Genomic DNA, 14,987 nt, shown 5'->3' on the forward strand with positions numbered 1-14,987 from the left:
TTTTACATCTCAATCTGTTTTCTACAACGCCTAACAAAACCGTAGCGAGCGGATGCGAGTTGTGGATGAGAAGCGGCGCTGTGCTTGCACGGGGCCGCCGAGGTAGTGAGCATCGCAAGACGCAAATCTCGACGCGCAGCAGGTTTTGATAGGCGTTCTTAGGCGGCACGCTCGTACGGTGGCAGCTCATGCACGACCAGCGGCGTGTCTTGCGTCACAAACTCCAGCCAGCCGGCCGCCTTGATGGCGCGCAAGGCATCCTGGTAACCCTGCTCCCAGCGCCATTCGATAGAACCCTTGGAAAAATTGATGTCCTTGGCCGCCATATGCCAGTCGCGGCCCGCGTAGGGCAGGCGCACGATGTGCATGGTACTGTCGCAGCCCAGCGCCACCAGTTCTTCCGTTTGCTGGCGGTTATGCGCCGTATCGGGCAACTTGGCATACAGTTCGCGCAATTTGTGCTGCAGGGTGTGCGTGCTGACGTAGTCCTCGATATGGCGTTTGGAACGCGACGCAAACGTCACATCCTTTTGCCGCGTCTGCACTTCGTCCAGCGTGGTCGGTTCCGGCCCTTCCGAGCTCCACAAGTCCACCATGAAGACCAGCGTATCGACGTGCGGCGTATCGTCGAGCACGGTTTCCAGCGGCGTATTCGAATACAGGCCGCCATCCCAGTACAGGTCGCCATCGACGCGCACGCCGGCAAAACCGGGCGGCAAGGCGCCGCTGGCGCGGATATGGTCGGCGGTCAGCTGTTGCTGCTGGCTGTCAAAACTGGTCAGGCTGCCGCATTTGACGCGCAGCGCATTGACGGTCAGGCGCATGCCGCCCGGCTGGTTCAGGTAATCGAAATCGACCAGTTCATTCAGGGTGCTGGTCAGTTCGCTGGTATCGTAAAAGCTGGCCTGCTCGGGTTCGACGCTGATCCCGGCGGGAAACAGGCTGAAATGGCGCGGCTTGAAAAAGCCGGGCACGCCGCGCAAAACGGTGTCGAGGGTGGCCAGCCAGATATTCGAGCGGCGCTGCTGGTCGGAAACGCGGGTCATGTCGATGCTGTCGCGGTGCGAAATGCGCTCCCAGAACTGCTTCAGGCGCACAAGCCGGTCTTCTTCCTTGTTGCCGGCCAAGATCGCCGCATTGATGGCGCCAATCGAGGTGCCCACTACCCAGTCGGGCGCCAGGCCATGTTCGTGCAGCGCGTGATACACGCCTGCCTGATAGGCGCCAAGGGCGCCGCCGCCCTGCAGCACCAGCACGATGCGCAGGCGCGAAGGATTTAACGGATTCATCGTTGTCGTCAAGATAGCCCCATCCATAGTCTGCGTGCGGGTGTGCACCGTAAGCCATTGTAAGGGATAGTGCGATCGCCTGCCCGTGCACACGTCCCGGACCGGGAGCGCAAAAAAAAGGCTATGTCACCGTCAGGTTTGGGAACTCTCCCAAGGTTGCCTTCAATAATGTTTCAGCAGACAGGATGCGCCTGGCATCGAGTATCCAGCGCCAGCCTAGGTAATTCGGTAGATAACGCGTGGCCACGCCATGAAAAATGCTGAGCCATCCGCGCAAGCGGCTGTGATACGCGTTGACGTTCTGCACGTGGGCCGCGCCGCGCACGCGGATGCCAGCACGCAAGTTGACGGCTTGATGGCTGATGCCCGCTTCCCGGGCAAACGCGGCATACGCCGCATGGCCATCGGTCACCAGCAAAATATCCTTGTCGATCACGGGCGGCAAGCAATGCAGGAGTTGCTTCTTCGTGATGGGCCCCTTGCCAGTGACGAAAGCGATGGTTTGCCCGGTGCGGTCGCGCGCCACCAGGATGCAGACCTGTTCGCTGGAAATGCCGCGTTGGCGGGCGTGACCACCACGTCGGCGTGCCGGACGCCGCAAATGCCGCGCCCCTTTTTCCGATTCCAGCAGATACAGCTCATCAGCCTCGGTGATGCCATGCAGGCAACGCGGACGGTCGGTTTTTGCCAATGCTAAAAAACGGTGGCGCCAGCGAAAGCTGGTATTGCGGTGAATGTCCAGTTGCTGGGCAGCCTTGCGTACCGAGTCCGAGTTCAGCAAGCAATTCGCGTAGTCCAGCCACAAAGATTTATGGCGTAGATGGGCCAGGGGCGTACCCGTGAGCGCATTGAATGTTTTGCCACAAGGCACGCAGCGATAACGCTGCAGATCGTTGGCGCGGCCGTGCCGGTGCATATGCCGCGAGCGACATGCCGGACAGCATAATCGCGCTTGAGCCGTGCCTTCGATCAGCGCAGCGGCCGCCTGCCCGGGCGGCGCGCCGCCCAGCAGTTTTATTCCCTCCAAGCGTTGATGTCGAGAAAGCTTGGCGAACTGCGCGATCAATATCTGCCATTGCGGTTGTAGCATGGCGGCCTCCCTGGTGACTGCTCTGATCAGTCAGACCTCAGCCTTGCAGGCAGGTTCCCCTATTTAATGAGGACAGAGCCCAAAAAAAACGCCGTCGATGACGGCGTTGCGATGCAGCAGGTTTGTGTCTCAGCGCTGGCGCTTGCGGCGCAGCCAGCTGGTGGCCACGGCGGCAACCGCCACCAGCGCCAGGGCCGGCTTGACCAGCTTGCGGCGGCCGATGAAGGACAGCGCCGTCAGCACATAGGGCATCGCGCCCTGCAGGCGCATGCCACCCGGCGCCAGCAAGGATTCGACACGGTGGCCGGCAAACCCGACCGCCGTCTCGACCACGCCTTGCAACAGCGCCTCGGGACGCAGGGCATAGCCCACGTTGGCGCGCGCATGCACGATGCCCACGCGATACAGCTCGCCCTGGGCAATCAATTGCTGCTTGCGGGCGGCTTGCGCCGCCAGTTTGTCGTGTTCCGACATGAATTCTCCCGGTGAACCGGCGCGGCCGGCACGGGCAGGCCCGTGCCAGCCGCGCCTGGCAACTACATCAGCATGTCGCGATCAGCCTTCAATTCCGCCATGGTGGCCGGCATGGACAGCTTGCCCTGGCTCAGCATGGCCCGCGCATACAGGACCAGGCCGATGGCCAGCAGCACGAATACTGCCGTCATGATCAGGAGGATCTTCCAGCCCAGGCTATCCCAGGCCAGGAAGACGATCAGCACGCTGCCATACGCGATGGCAAACAGGCCTGCCACCGTCGCCAGTGCAAAGATGACGATCAGCTGCAGTACATGATTGCGCACTTCCGACAGCTCGATGGTCGCCAGTTCCAGCCGCGACAACATCAGTCCGACAGCGTTCCTGGCCAGACCGGCGAATGAGGCGATCAATCCGGCCCCCTGGTGAGACGAAGCAGACTTGTCCATATCGCTCCCAGGATGGATTACTTGCGGCCCAGGATGAAACCAACCAGTACGCCAACGCCAGCGGCAACCGCCACCGTGCGCCATGGGTTTTCTTTCACATAGCCATCGGCCTGGGCCGCGATCTGCTTGGTGGCGACGATGGCCGAAGCCTGGGCTTCCTGTGCCTTGACCAGCGCGGCGTCCAGGGTCTTCATGCCCTTGACGCGCACTTCGTCGGCTTTTTCGCCCGTCAGTGCGGCGGCGGCGCTGAACAGCGCTTGCGCATCCTTGACCAGAGTCTTGACATCGTTATTGACGGTGGTGATATTGTTTTCCAACATGGTTTAACTCCTCAGCGGTGGATGAATGATTTTAATTTCTAAGTTTTAAGTTCTGACACTTAACTTTACTACAGCATGCTATTCCATCAGATCGCGCATGTCATCGGCGTGCTCTTCTTCTACTGCCATGATCTTGATCAACAAATGCCGCGTGGTCGGGTCGCTATCGCCCAATTTCACAATCATCTGGCGATACGACTCGATCGCCACGCGTTCGGCGATCAGGTTGGCACGCACCATGCTTTGCACGTCGTCAGAGTCATCATACTCGGCATGGCTACGCGCGAGCAATGTTGCAGGATTAAAATCTGGTTTTCCATTCAATTGCACGATGCGTTCGGCCAGCCAGTCGGCATGTTCCTGCTCTTGCTCCGCATGTTCAAGGAACTCGGCCTTGATCGTGCCATTATCGCGCCCGCTGACGGTGTAATAGTGGCGTTTGTAGCGCGCGATGCACACCAGCTCGGTCGCCAGCGCGCCATTGAGCATGTTGATGACTTCCTGGCGGTCGCCCTGGTAGCCGGCCGTGACGGCGCCGTCATCGAGGTTCCTGGCGGCGGCGCGGATCGCGGCCGTATCGATACCGGCGGGGATGGCAACAGAGGTAGCACTCATGATGATTCCTTTCTGAACTGATTGGGTATCCACCGGCCGCCAACAGGCATGCGGCCGGTGCTGCCTTTTACTACGCGTGATACTGCACGCTTAATACTGCACGCTTGAGACTGCGCTTAACGGCGGGCGGGAATGGCCGTGTTGTCTTCCGACAGCACGATTTCCACGCGGCGGTTCAACTGGCGGTTCGATGCCGTATCGTTGCCGGCCGCCGGGTAGGCAGCGCCATAACCGCGCGTGGCGATGCGGTCGCGGGCGATGCCCTGGTCGAGCAGCGCATTGCGCACCGATTCGGCGCGCCGCTGCGACAGTTCCAGGTTATGCGCGGAACCACCGGTGCTATCGGTAAAGCCTTCGATCAGCACGGTGCGCTGGGGATTATTCTTGAGCACATCGCCCAGCTTACGCGCCGTATTCGTGCCATCGGCCGTCAGGTTGGCCTGGTCGGTGCCGAACAGCACGTCGCCCAGCGTAATGACCATGCCGCGCTCGGTTTTTTTCGCCGCCAGGTCATTCAGTTGCAGTTGCAGCGCAGCGGCGCGGGCCTGGGCGTCGCGCAGCGAAGCTTCCGCATTTTGCGCCTGGGCCTGGGCCGCTTCGGCGCGCGCCGTCGCCTGGTTGGCTTCCTGGGTGCGCGCATCGAGGCGCAACTGGTCGCGCTGCTTGCCGGCATTGGCGATATCGGCTTCCGCTGCTTTTTGTTTGGCAATTTCTTGCGCCGTGGCTATTTTTTGCTTGGCCAGGTAGGCCAGCTTGTCGACTTTTTCGCTGTCATCGCGGCGTTCGGCGGCGGCATTGGCCGCTTCCAGCGCAGCGCTCGCTTCGCGGAATTCACGCGGGGCATAGGTCGACACCAGCGGATTCGATTGGGCGGCCATGTAGTCGCCGCGGGTCTGGTCCAGCAAGCTGGTGGTGGTGGGAGCGGAGCTGCAGGCGGCGACCAGGGCGGCCATGGCCAGCAGGCCGGGGATGGTGGTGTAGGTAGATTTTTGCATGATGGGTTCCTGGCTTCTTATTGTTGGGGAGCTGCTTGCTGGTTGGCGCGGTTCAGTTCTTCGCGCATGACGCGGATGTTTTCGTTGATTTCATCGGCGGCCGTGGTGGCCTTGGTCGAATTGGCCTTGCTTTGCGCCAGCTTGGCATCGGCTTGCGCCTGGTCGGCCAGTTCGCTGGCCCGTTTGTAGTCGCGGTCTTTCAGGGCCTGGTTGGCGAGCGCCATTTTTTCGCGGGCCGAACGCATCTCATCGGGCGCCAGCTCGGCTGCGCCGGCACTGGCTGCGTTAGCGACGGCGGCGCGCGACACGGCAACGTCGGCCGTCGCAGGCGTTTTCATGCTGGAGCAGCCAGCCATCAGGAACACGGAGGCAGCAACGGCGCCAGCGGCCAGCTTGCTCAGGGGGAACGTCAAAAGATCTCGGCTTGTCATTTTTTTTCTCCTGGAGAACATGGGTCGATCAAAACTGCATCAGGGAACAGAACTACGAACAGAACTGCGTTTGCTGTATGACGTTATAGGCCGCCCCTCCCCTGCTATCCGTTCGGTGCCGCACATAGAGTAGGCAATCGACAAGATTGATTTCCACAAGGTGCGCCAGCGCACCATACAGCGCTTGCCAGCGCGGCAACAAGCGCTTTGCTGTAGCATCGACAAGTTTCCATTGCCACCTGACAGCAAGCACGCCATGCCCCTTTCCCGTCGCCAGAAAATCAGCCTCGCCAGCGCCGCCGTGATATTCGCCATTCCCGTGGCCGCCATCGCCGTGCTGAGCCATGCCGACTGGAACCGCGCCAAGCCCTGGCTCAATGCCAGGGTTAGCGAAGCGCTGGGCCGGCCGTTCGCCATCGAGGGCGACCTGTCGCTGACCTGGCAGCAGGCCGGCGGGGGGACGCAGCCGGGCTGGCGCGGCTACCTGCCCTGGCCGCATTTGCAGGCGACCAAGGTGCGACTGGGCAATCCTGTCGCCATGACAAGCGATAGCGCCGACGCGGCCACCGTCAGCCAGCTGGCGTTCTCGCTCAACCCGCTGGCCTTGCTCGACAAACAGATCGTGATTCCCCAGTTGCGCTTTGACGCACCGCAACTGCATCTGCTGCGCAAGCAGGATGGCCAGAACAACTGGACGTTCGACCGGCAAAATCCCTCGTCGCCATGGCGGCTGCAGCTGCAAAGCGTGGTCTTCAGCAAGGGCACGGTCACCCTGGCGGACGCCGTCACGCAAGCGCAGCTGCGGGCCGATGTCGATACCCTGAGCGGCGATGCGCGCTATGGCATCGCCTGGAAACTGTCCGGCATTTACCATGGCGACCAGGTGCAAGGCGATGGCAAGGCGGGCAGCGTGCTGTCGCTGCAGCAAGACAGCACGCCGTTTCCCGTGCAGGCCAGCATACGGACAGGCAAGACATCGCTCGCGATCGAGGGCACCCTGACGCGCCCTACCCGCCTGGCCGCGCTCGATGTGCGCCTGAAAATAGCGGGACCCAGCATGGCCCGTCTGTATCCATTGACGGGGGTATTGCTGCCGGAAACGCCGCATTTCAGTACCGAAGGCCATTTGACGGGGACGCTGGCGCCCGGTGGCGGCGACTGGGTCTATGACAACTTCACGGGCAAGGTCGGCTCCAGCGACGTGCAGGGCAAGCTGGCCTTTTCAGCACGCAAGCCACGCCATCTGCTGCGTGGCGAAGTCCACTCGCGCCTGCTGCAATTTCGCGACCTTGGTCCCCTGGTGGGCGCCGACTCCAGCGCCAGCAAGTCGGAACGGGGCGTGACGCAACAGCAGCCGGCGGGCCGCGTATTGCCGGTGGAAACCTTCAAGACGGAACGCTGGACCAGCCTCGACGCGGACGTGCGCTACACGGCCGACAAGATCACGCGCGACGCCGACCTGCCCATCAGCGAGCTCGACACGCATGTGCTGCTGAGCGACGGCGTGCTGTCGCTGGCGCCGCTGAACTTCAATATCGCGGGCGGCACCCTGCGCTCGCAGATCAAGCTCGACGGCAGCGGCAAGGTGATCGCCAACGGCATCGCCGCCGAATTGACGGCCAGCGCGCGCCATCTGCGCATCAAGCAATTGTTTCCCCGGCTCGACGCCTTGCAGGCCAGCATAGGGGAAATCAATGGCGACGCCTCGCTGTCGGCCATCGGCAATTCCGTCGCCAGCCTGCTGGGCAGCTCGAACGGCGAAGTACGGGCCCTGATCAACCGGGGCAGCATCAGCAAGCTGCTGCTCGAGGAAATGGGCCTCAATATCGGCAGCGTGGTGCTCGCCAAGCTGGCCGGCGACAAGCAAGTCAAGCTCAATTGCATGGCCGCCGATTTCGTCGCCACCAGGGGCTTGATGCAGACGCGCCAGTTCATCGTCGACACGGACGACGCCGTGCTGCACATCGATGGCACGGTCAACCTGGCCAATGAAAAACTGGACCTGACCTTGCAACCGGACAGCAAGGGCCTGCGCATCTTTTCGCTGCGCTCGCCTTTGTATGTGCATGGCACTTTCAGCCAGCCTGACGTCAGCGTCGACAAGGGCGTGCTGGCCCTGCGCACGGGCGGCGCGCTGGCGCTGGCGACCGTCGCCCCGTTTGCCGCCCTGTTACCACTGGTCAATACCGGCCCTGGCGACACCAGCGAATGCGCAACGCTGCTGGCGCAGGCCAGGGTCAAGCCGGTGGCGCCGCCGCCTGGCAAGCAGCCAGTCAAAAAAGCGCGCTGAGTGGCGGCAGATGTAGCGCATTTACAATTGTTACACACCTATGTGCGTTGTCGAACAGACCCTTCCTTGCCCTGATCCTATCCTGAGACCGTGCCTGAAACACCAGAAACGTGACGCGAGGCCCAAGCACCGGCCGGGCCTGTACTTGGCCCCATATCCGCCCAATGTCTGCGCCACGGAATTCGAATCTAAAGGAGAAACCATCATGCAAACCATCAAAAAACTCGCCGCGACCACCTCGCTCGCCGCACTCGTATTGAGCCTGACCGCCTGCGCCAATATGTCGGGCCAGGACAAGAACACCGCCATCGGCGCTGGCGTCGGCGCCGTTGCCGGCTCCGTGCTGACGGGCGGTAGCGCCGTCGGCGCGGTCGGCGGCGCCGCCGTCGGTGGCGTGATCGGCAACCAGGTCAAACCGAAGTAAGCATGCTGAAAAAAGCGGGACGGGCGCCGTATGGCCCGTCCCGCTTTTTTTGCGTCTGCTCACGCACGAAAAACCGGACTAGATAAAGACATTCGCCATGCCGATCGCGCCCACGTCCTTGACCAGCTCATAACAACGGCAGGAGACCGCTTCCAGCCCGGCCGAATCGAGGATCTCGATATTGCCGCGGCTATAGGTAATCAGTTTTTGCTGCTGCAGCGCGCTGGCCGCCTTGGTGACGCCGACCCGGCGCACGCCCAGGGTATGGGCCAGGAACTCGTGGGTCAGATGAAATTTTTCGGATTGCAAACGGTCGCGCGTGATCAGCAGGGAACGGGCCAGGCGCGCTTCGAGCACATGGAAACGGCTGCAGACGGCGATCTGGATCGCCTGCGCCAGCAAGGTGTCGGTATAACGGTACAACAAGCGTTGCAAGGAATCGAGCTGGGCGAATTCGGCGCAGAAATCGTCACGCGACATGCGGCTGGCACTGCCGGAACGTTGCACCACGGCCCGCACTTGCGCCAGCTCATGACCGAGGGCGACGGAGGCGCCCAGTACGCCTTCGCGGCCAACGGAACCGACCTCCAGGGTCATGCGTCCTTCGGCCACGGCCAGCAGCGAGATCAGGCAGTCGTCGGGAAAATAGACATGGGCGATGGGATGGCCAGGTTCGTACAGCACGTCGCCCACGTCCACCGTGACGGTATCGAACAGGGCCGCCAGGTGGTGCAGATCGGACTCGGGCAGGCTGGCCAGCAAACGATTGCCCGCAGCGGAGGGGCTCACGCCCGAGCGGCCTGCTTCACGGGGCAAGTTCATGGTGGCGGTCATAGCTGGTTTTGCCTTTTCCTTGGTGTCGTTACATCTCGACATGATTTTTACTTAGGCTACGGTGCGGCCACCGTCCTGTATGTACGGTGACGCACGGAAGCCGATGACACGGAGCAGCACACTGATTCAAACGACAAAAACAGCAGCACCAGACAAAACGCTTTATTGATTACCTACAGAAACATACAGGAGCATCTCATGACCACTACCAAATCCGCCCACCCACTCGTCCTGGCAGCCGCTGTTGCCGTGCTGCTATTTTGCGGCGTCGGCACGGCCGCCCTGATGGGCTGGCTGCCGTCTTCGCAAGGCGATGCCCGTCCGCTCGACGCCAGCACCTCGAGCGCCCAAATGGCCGCGCTGCAAGCCAGCCAGCCACCGGCCGGCGTGCAGCCGCTGGCCGCCCTGCCCCAGCAGCCGGCACAGCCGCAACCTCAACAACAAGCTCAGCCGCAACTTCAGCCACAACCTCAGCCTGAACCGCAAATGGCGGCAGCGCCTCCAGCGCCACCGCCCGTCTGCGGCAATTGCGGCGTGGTCGAAGCCATCCATGAAATCAACACGCGCGCTGCGGGCAGCGGCGTGGGCGCGGCGGGCGGCGCGGTGGTCGGCGGCTTGCTCGGCCATCAAGTGGGTGGCGGCCACGGCCAGCAGATCGCCACCGTGCTGGGCGCCATCGGCGGCGCCGTGGCCGGCAACCAGATCGAAGGCAATGTGCGCGCCACGCATAGCTACAACATCGTCGTGCGCCTGGACAACGGCAAGACGCGCACCATCCACCAGAGCGCCGCGCCAGGCTGGCGCCAGGGCGACCGCGTGCGCATCGTCAATGGCGGCTTGCGCGCAGGCTGAACCTCCGCGTAAGTTTTCTATTTGACAATGTACGTTGGCGTACAGATGCGCTGGCAACGGCGATGGATGATGCAGGCAGGTGAATTCCACCGCACAGCGACCACGGGAGGCAGCATGGAAAACGACAAGACGGGCAGCAAGCGGATCTGGCTGAGCTTTATCGGCGGCGGCATGCTGGCGACCACGCTCGGCTTTTGCGCGCTGGACCTGTCGCCGTCGCCGGCAACGGCGCCCGCGTTCGGCATCATGCTGCTGCTCACGGGCGGCCTGTTCAGCTGCATGGCGGGCGCCATCGGCCTGGCCGGCATGCTGGCCTGGATACCCGGCATGGCCGAAATCGACAAGGGGCCAGAACTAAGTCAGCGTTATGTACGGCAGCGTACAGTGCGCAAGGCCTTCAAGGCAGACAATCCATCATGACAATTTCACTCCAGGAGACTCCATCATGCTTTACACAATCGCCGTCGTACTCATCATTCTCTGGCTGCTGGGCCTGGTAACTTCCTACACCATAGGCGGTTTCATCCATATTCTGCTGGTCATTGCCGTGATCATGATCCTGCTGCGCCTGATCAGCGGGCGAGGTTTATAGACTGGTCCGCTGGCCCGGTCCATGCAATAGGGCGAAAGCCGGCGGCGGCGCGCGTGCAAACGGGCGCCGTCTTTGCATGCACTTTTGTATATGTTTGTAAGCAATTGCCAAACAAGATATTTTTGCAGTAACGTGTGCGGGTAAGCTCTGGGCACGTCCCATAACAACATCAGGAGAAAATCCATGAAAGCATTCAAAACCGGCCCTGGCGCCAAATCCGTGGCCGGCATGCTGGCCCTCACCCTGGCCATCTCCGGCTGTGCAGATATGTCCGCCACGCAACGCGGTACGGCCACGGGCGCCGGCGTCGGCGCGGGCCTGGGCGCGCTGATCGGCGGCACCACGGGCAATGGCAGCGCCGGCCGCACGGCCGGCGGCGCCCTGCTGGGCGCGGCGGCCGGCGCGGTGGTCGGCAATATCTGGTCGAACCGCATGGAAAACCAGAAACGCACGATGGAACAAGCCACCCAAGGCACGGGCGTGCAAGTGACGCAAACGGCCGATAACCGCCTGAAAATGGAAATCCCCAGCGATATTTCGTTCGATACCAACCGCGCCGACATCAAGGGCAATTTCCGCCCCATCCTCGACCGCTTCGCTGCCACCCTGAACGACAATCCGAACACCACCGTCAGCATCATCGGCCATACGGACAACACGGGCAGCGACGCCATCAACCAGCCATTGTCGGTAGAACGCGCCGCCCATACGCGCGACTACCTGGCCATGCGCGGCGTCTCGCCGACCCGCATCGTCACCGAAGGCCGCGGTTCGCGCGAACCGATCGCCTCGAACGCCGACGCGAACAGCCGCGCCCGCAATCGCCGGGTGGAGATTTACGTCGCAGAGCTTGCTCCACGTCAATAATTTTCATCGAAGTCCCCATAAAAAAACCGCTGGCAAGTGCGCTTGCCAGCGGTTTTTTTTACGTGCCAAGGATTACTTCGAGGTGCTTGCCTTGGTCCCGCTCTCGCCTTCCTTGGTGACCTTGGCAAAGTCGCCGGCCGTCACGATCGATACGGCTTCCGGCTTCAGGTAGTCGCGCAAGCCCTGGTTCACTTGCGCCAAGGTCAGGGCGGCTACTTTCGCTTCGAGGTCCTTGTCGTAAGCCATGGTGCGGTCTTCCGCCAGATAGCCTGCCAGTTCGCGCGCCAGGCCAGTGTCTTGCGTGCGCCCCACTTCTTCCGATTGCAGCCAGCCTTTCTTCGCTTCGACCAATTCCGCTTCCGTAAAGCCATCGGCCAGCACCTTGGCGATTTCCTCGCGCAGGGCCGCTTCGACCTTGGGCGTATTTTGCGGTGCGCTGATGGCATAAGCCATCCAGTAAGCAGCCGGTTCACGCGATGGCACGTTCAGTTGCGAAGAAACACCATACGACAAACCTTCTTTCTGGCGAATGCGGTCCGCCAGACGGCTGCGTAGCGCGCCGCCACCAAGCATGTGGTTGGCCATCAGCAAGGCTGGGTAGACGGCAGCATCATCCTTGAGGGGAAGCGGCTGTATCGCGAACAGCACGCTGTTGGCCTTGTCCGGTGTTTCCAGGGTGATTTTCTCGCCGCTGACCGGTTTCACGGCAGCGGGAATGCGTACATAGGGCTGGACCGCTTTCCAGTTACCGTACAGGCTGGCCACTTGCGCTTTCAGCGCGGCCGGATCGAAGTCGCCGACGGCGGCAAAAGTGGCATTCGAAGTGCCATAGTAGGCAGCATGGAAGGCTTTGACATCGGCTACCGTAACCGCTTTCAAGTTGGCCAGTTCGGCCGGCAGCGTAGCCACGTGGCGGACATGGCCTTCCGGCGTGGCGTCGATCAGGCGGCGGAAGGCATTGATTGCCTGCGGTTGCGGTTCAGGCAAATCCTGTTCCGCCTTGGCAACGCGCTCACGCTGCAGTTCAGCGAATTCCTTCTCGCTCAGCGCAGGCTTTTGCAGCACTTGCGCCAGCAATTCCATGGCCGCCGGCAAGTTGTCGCGCTTGCCCACCAGTGTGGCTGTTACGCCTTCCGGGCCACCCTGTATCATCACTTGCATACCCAGCTGATCAAACTTGTCCTTGACTTCCTGGCGCGACAATTGATCGGTGCCACGCACCAGCAGGTTGGCCGTGTAGGCACCCACCGCAGCCTTGCCGCGCAAGCTCTCTTCCGTACCCAATTGCAGCTTCAATACCACGCTGACCGTATTGCCCTTGGTTTTCTTCGGCAGCAAAGCGCCTTTCAAGCCATTCGGCAAGGTGAAACGCGTGGTGCGCGCTTCGATATTGGCCGGGCTGGGGTCAAACGCTTCGCCTTGCGCCACCACGGCGCGGCCCGTGTAGCCGGCCAGCTGCGACGCCACATCGGCGTAAGCTGGCACGACGGTGCGGTCCGGCGTATCGGTCGGAATGAAACGGCCCAGGGTGCGGTTCGAGGTTTTCAGGTATTTCTCGGCCGCTGCCTGCACTTGCGCCGCCGTCACCTTGTCAAGCTGGTCGCGCTGCAGGAAGAACAGGCGCCAGTCGCCGGCCGCCAGCGATTCCGTCAGGGCAATCGTCAGCCGCGCCGTATTCGAGGTCGCCAGCTCGATCTGCTTGCGCATGTTTTGCTTGACGCGCGCCACTTCGGCTTCCGTGACCGGATGCGATTTCATGTCTTCCAGCACGGCCAGCATGGCGGCCTGGGCCGCGTCGAGGTCGCCACCGACCGGCACCAGCGCGCCGAATATGTTATAGCTTGGCTCCAGGTTGCTGACCGAATTGAATTCGACCTTGCTGGCCAGCTTGGTTTCCACCAGCGCCTTGTGCAAGCGGCCCGATGGCGCATCGGTCAGCACTTCACCGAGCACTTCAATCGCCACCGCTTCCGGGTTGCCCGATGGCGCCACATGGTAGCCGGCGCCAACGAACTGGGTGCCGCCGCTGCGGCGCACGGTGACGGAGCGTTCGCCATCCTGCACCGGCTCGGCCGTATAGGTCGGCTCGATCACGCGCGTGGGCTTTACTATCTTGCCAAAAAAATCATTGATCTGCTTCAATACCTTGGCTTCGTCGAAGCGGCCGGCCACCATCAGCACGGCATTATCCGGCTGATAATACTTGTGATAAAACGCGCGTAAACGGGGAATATTGACTTGTTCGATATCGGAACGGGCGCCGATGGTCGACTTGCCATAATTATGCCAATCGTAGGCGATTGCCTGCATGCGCTGGGTGGTCACGCGGATCGGATTGCTCTCGCCCATCTCGAACTCGTTGCGCACCACCGTCATTTCGCCCTTCTGGGTAGCCGGATTCCACAAGTCGTTCTGGTCGATCGTGGCGTTGACCATGCGGTCCGCTTCCAGCGCCAGGATCTGGCGCAGGTTGTCGTCGTTGGCCGGGAAGGTGGCGTAGTAATTGGTACGATCGTACCAGGTGGTGCCGTTGAACTGCGCGCCCGTGGAATTCAACACTTCGACCGGGGTTTTGCTCCCCTTCTTGACGCCGAAATTGGCGCTGGGCTTGAACAGCAAGTGTTCCAGCAAGTGGGCCATGCCCGTTTCGCCATAGTTTTCATGGCGCGAACCGACCAGGTAGACGATGTTGGTGGTCAGGGTAGGCTTGCTGGCGTCGGGAAACAGCAGCACGCGCAAGCCATTGGCCAGGCGGTATTCGGTAATGCCTTCGACCGAGGTGACTTTGACGGCAGCAGCAGGCGTGCCGGTTTTCTGGGTCTTGACGGTTTCAGCAGGGGTGGCGGCAAAGGCCAGCGATGGCAGGAGTGCCGGCGACAGCAGGCCAGCGGCAAGCAAAAGAGCGGTAATCGGTTTCAAGTCAGCTTCCTGGTAACACTACGTTAATAAAGAATATTCATGGCATCAGCGCTGCGTCTTCGCCGATCATTGAAATTATTACTATTCAACAATTTACGGCATGCTTGCCAATTGCGCAAGGTCTGGTCACGGGGCCGTCATATGCCCGTGTTATACTCGACCGTTCCAGAACTATCTGCCTGTATATGAGACGAGCTCTCGTCCTGCTCTGCTTTCTTGTTTTCACCGTACTTCCCCAGGCATACGCCAGCATGGCGACCGCCAGCCCTGCCCTGCTCCAGCCTGTTGCTGCGGCAGGCGACACCGTTACGCCCATAGCTTTCCAGCAGGCCGGCGACCTTTCCGGCGCCGAAGAATACGATCACGATCCCGTCACACCATCGCACGCGCTGCGCCAGGCACTGCCCTTTTACGCCATCATCTGGCAAGCGGGACCCGGCGCACTTTCCGAAGCGGACGTGCGGCCGGCCATGCGGCCGCCGCGCGTCCGCCACTGATCACACCGGCATGGTTCAGACATGATTCGCGCCTGAGGTACTGCGCCAC

The 14,987-nt window shown here is 61.7% G+C and carries 17 protein-coding genes; 7 read left to right on the forward strand and 10 right to left on the reverse strand.

Annotated elements, in window-relative coordinates:
* Positions 1 to 158 precede the first annotated feature (158 nt).
* The 8 genes from ACL9RI_RS16775 to ACL9RI_RS16810 all read right to left on the reverse strand — a co-directional run bounded on the left by ACL9RI_RS16775 (position 159) and on the right by ACL9RI_RS16810 (position 5,663).
* Positions 159 to 1,289, reverse strand: a complete 1,131-nt coding sequence (locus ACL9RI_RS16775; protein WP_422727653.1) for a patatin-like phospholipase family protein — start codon at positions 1,287 to 1,289, stop codon at positions 159 to 161.
* A gap of 121 nt (positions 1,290 to 1,410) precedes the next feature.
* Positions 1,411 to 2,379 (reverse strand): IS1595 family transposase, encoded by a 969-nt coding sequence (locus ACL9RI_RS16780; protein ID WP_422727654.1) that lies wholly within the window; start codon positions 2,377 to 2,379, stop codon positions 1,411 to 1,413.
* Between the two features lie 129 nt (positions 2,380 to 2,508).
* Positions 2,509 to 2,853, reverse strand: coding sequence for a hypothetical protein (locus ACL9RI_RS16785; protein ID WP_422727655.1), 345 nt, complete (start codon positions 2,851 to 2,853; stop codon positions 2,509 to 2,511).
* A gap of 62 nt (positions 2,854 to 2,915) precedes the next feature.
* Positions 2,916 to 3,302 carry a phage holin family protein gene (locus tag ACL9RI_RS16790; protein WP_422727656.1) on the reverse strand — a complete coding sequence of 129 codons (387 nt, stop codon included), beginning with the start codon at positions 3,300 to 3,302 and terminating at the stop codon, positions 2,916 to 2,918.
* A gap of 17 nt (positions 3,303 to 3,319) precedes the next feature.
* A complete protein-coding gene (locus ACL9RI_RS16795) occupies positions 3,320 to 3,622 on the reverse strand; it encodes a DUF883 family protein (protein ID WP_183676866.1) in 303 nt (100 codons plus the stop codon).
* Positions 3,623 to 3,700: 78 nt separating this feature from the next.
* Complete coding sequence (locus ACL9RI_RS16800) at positions 3,701 to 4,237, reverse strand: ferritin-like domain-containing protein (RefSeq protein WP_422727657.1); 537 nt, start codon at positions 4,235 to 4,237, stop codon at positions 3,701 to 3,703.
* 116 nt (positions 4,238 to 4,353) lie between these two features.
* Entirely contained in the window at positions 4,354 to 5,232 is an 879-nt protein-coding gene (locus ACL9RI_RS16805) for an OmpA family protein (protein ID WP_422727658.1), read from the reverse strand.
* Positions 5,233 to 5,249: 17 nt separating this feature from the next.
* Positions 5,250 to 5,663, reverse strand: a complete 414-nt coding sequence (locus ACL9RI_RS16810; RefSeq protein ID WP_422727659.1) for a DUF4398 domain-containing protein — start codon at positions 5,661 to 5,663, stop codon at positions 5,250 to 5,252.
* 256 nt (positions 5,664 to 5,919) lie between these two features.
* Between ACL9RI_RS16810 and ACL9RI_RS16815 the strand changes: the two genes are divergently transcribed.
* Together ACL9RI_RS16815 and ACL9RI_RS16820 are read left to right on the forward strand one after the other, a co-directional pair.
* Complete coding sequence (locus ACL9RI_RS16815) at positions 5,920 to 7,953, forward strand: AsmA family protein (protein ID WP_422727660.1); 2,034 nt, start codon at positions 5,920 to 5,922, stop codon at positions 7,951 to 7,953.
* Between the two features lie 205 nt (positions 7,954 to 8,158).
* Positions 8,159 to 8,377 carry a glycine zipper 2TM domain-containing protein gene (locus ACL9RI_RS16820; protein WP_152244667.1) on the forward strand — a complete coding sequence of 73 codons (219 nt, stop codon included), beginning with the start codon at positions 8,159 to 8,161 and terminating at the stop codon, positions 8,375 to 8,377.
* Positions 8,378 to 8,455: 78 nt separating this feature from the next.
* Here ACL9RI_RS16820 and ACL9RI_RS16825 read toward each other — a convergent pair whose 3' ends face one another.
* Positions 8,456 to 9,199: a Crp/Fnr family transcriptional regulator gene (locus tag ACL9RI_RS16825; RefSeq protein ID WP_422727661.1), complete on the reverse strand. Its 744-nt coding sequence runs from the start codon at positions 9,197 to 9,199 to the stop codon at positions 8,456 to 8,458.
* A 210-nt stretch (positions 9,200 to 9,409) separates the two neighbouring features.
* Here ACL9RI_RS16825 and ACL9RI_RS16830 point away from each other — a divergent pair, with 210 nt between their 5' ends.
* From ACL9RI_RS16830 to ACL9RI_RS16845, 4 genes are all read left to right on the forward strand, one after another.
* A complete protein-coding gene (locus ACL9RI_RS16830) occupies positions 9,410 to 10,063 on the forward strand; it encodes a glycine zipper 2TM domain-containing protein (protein ID WP_422727662.1) in 654 nt (217 codons plus the stop codon).
* 114 nt (positions 10,064 to 10,177) lie between these two features.
* Positions 10,178 to 10,483 carry a hypothetical protein gene (locus ACL9RI_RS16835; RefSeq protein ID WP_422727663.1) on the forward strand — a complete coding sequence of 102 codons (306 nt, stop codon included), beginning with the start codon at positions 10,178 to 10,180 and terminating at the stop codon, positions 10,481 to 10,483.
* Between the two features lie 25 nt (positions 10,484 to 10,508).
* On the forward strand, positions 10,509 to 10,655 hold the full coding sequence (locus tag ACL9RI_RS16840; protein ID WP_183676858.1) for a lmo0937 family membrane protein: 147 nt from the start codon (positions 10,509 to 10,511) through the stop codon (positions 10,653 to 10,655).
* A 183-nt stretch (positions 10,656 to 10,838) separates the two neighbouring features.
* Positions 10,839 to 11,522 carry an OmpA family protein gene (locus ACL9RI_RS16845; RefSeq protein WP_422727664.1) on the forward strand — a complete coding sequence of 228 codons (684 nt, stop codon included), beginning with the start codon at positions 10,839 to 10,841 and terminating at the stop codon, positions 11,520 to 11,522.
* A 72-nt stretch (positions 11,523 to 11,594) separates the two neighbouring features.
* Here the strand turns inward: ACL9RI_RS16845 and ACL9RI_RS16850 are convergent, their stop codons facing one another.
* Positions 11,595 to 14,441: a M16 family metallopeptidase gene (locus ACL9RI_RS16850; protein WP_422727665.1), complete on the reverse strand. Its 2,847-nt coding sequence runs from the start codon at positions 14,439 to 14,441 to the stop codon at positions 11,595 to 11,597.
* 251 nt (positions 14,442 to 14,692) lie between these two features.
* Between ACL9RI_RS16850 and ACL9RI_RS16855 the strand changes: the two genes are divergently transcribed.
* Positions 14,693 to 14,938 (forward strand): hypothetical protein, encoded by a 246-nt coding sequence (locus tag ACL9RI_RS16855; protein ID WP_422727666.1) that lies wholly within the window; start codon positions 14,693 to 14,695, stop codon positions 14,936 to 14,938.
* Positions 14,939 to 14,987 lie beyond the last annotated feature (49 nt).

The organism is Janthinobacterium sp. Mn2066 (genome assembly GCF_049319705.1).
GTDB lineage: Bacteria > Pseudomonadota > Gammaproteobacteria > Burkholderiales > Burkholderiaceae_D > Janthinobacterium.

Excerpts from the sequence above, each read along its gene's own strand:
- ACL9RI_RS16775 (WP_422727653.1), bottom strand. The coding sequence starts at position 1,289 with ATGAATCCGTTAAATCCTTCGCGCCTGCGCATCGTGCTGGTGCTGCAG.
- ACL9RI_RS16780 (WP_422727654.1), bottom strand. The coding sequence starts at position 2,379 with ATGCTACAACCGCAATGGCAGATATTGATCGCGCAGTTCGCCAAGCTT.
- ACL9RI_RS16785 (WP_422727655.1), bottom strand. The coding sequence starts at position 2,853 with ATGTCGGAACACGACAAACTGGCGGCGCAAGCCGCCCGCAAGCAGCAA.
- ACL9RI_RS16790 (WP_422727656.1), bottom strand. The coding sequence starts at position 3,302 with ATGGACAAGTCTGCTTCGTCTCACCAGGGGGCCGGATTGATCGCCTCA.
- ACL9RI_RS16795 (WP_183676866.1), bottom strand. The coding sequence starts at position 3,622 with ATGTTGGAAAACAATATCACCACCGTCAATAACGATGTCAAGACTCTG.
- ACL9RI_RS16800 (WP_422727657.1), bottom strand. The coding sequence starts at position 4,237 with ATGAGTGCTACCTCTGTTGCCATCCCCGCCGGTATCGATACGGCCGCG.
- ACL9RI_RS16805 (WP_422727658.1), bottom strand. The coding sequence starts at position 5,232 with ATGCAAAAATCTACCTACACCACCATCCCCGGCCTGCTGGCCATGGCC.
- ACL9RI_RS16810 (WP_422727659.1), bottom strand. The coding sequence starts at position 5,663 with ATGACAAGCCGAGATCTTTTGACGTTCCCCCTGAGCAAGCTGGCCGCT.
- ACL9RI_RS16815 (WP_422727660.1), top strand. The coding sequence starts at position 5,920 with ATGCCCCTTTCCCGTCGCCAGAAAATCAGCCTCGCCAGCGCCGCCGTG.
- ACL9RI_RS16820 (WP_152244667.1), top strand. The coding sequence starts at position 8,159 with ATGCAAACCATCAAAAAACTCGCCGCGACCACCTCGCTCGCCGCACTC.
- ACL9RI_RS16825 (WP_422727661.1), bottom strand. The coding sequence starts at position 9,199 with ATGAACTTGCCCCGTGAAGCAGGCCGCTCGGGCGTGAGCCCCTCCGCT.
- ACL9RI_RS16830 (WP_422727662.1), top strand. The coding sequence starts at position 9,410 with ATGACCACTACCAAATCCGCCCACCCACTCGTCCTGGCAGCCGCTGTT.
- ACL9RI_RS16835 (WP_422727663.1), top strand. The coding sequence starts at position 10,178 with ATGGAAAACGACAAGACGGGCAGCAAGCGGATCTGGCTGAGCTTTATC.
- ACL9RI_RS16840 (WP_183676858.1), top strand. The coding sequence starts at position 10,509 with ATGCTTTACACAATCGCCGTCGTACTCATCATTCTCTGGCTGCTGGGC.
- ACL9RI_RS16845 (WP_422727664.1), top strand. The coding sequence starts at position 10,839 with ATGAAAGCATTCAAAACCGGCCCTGGCGCCAAATCCGTGGCCGGCATG.
- ACL9RI_RS16855 (WP_422727666.1), top strand. The coding sequence starts at position 14,693 with ATGGCGACCGCCAGCCCTGCCCTGCTCCAGCCTGTTGCTGCGGCAGGC.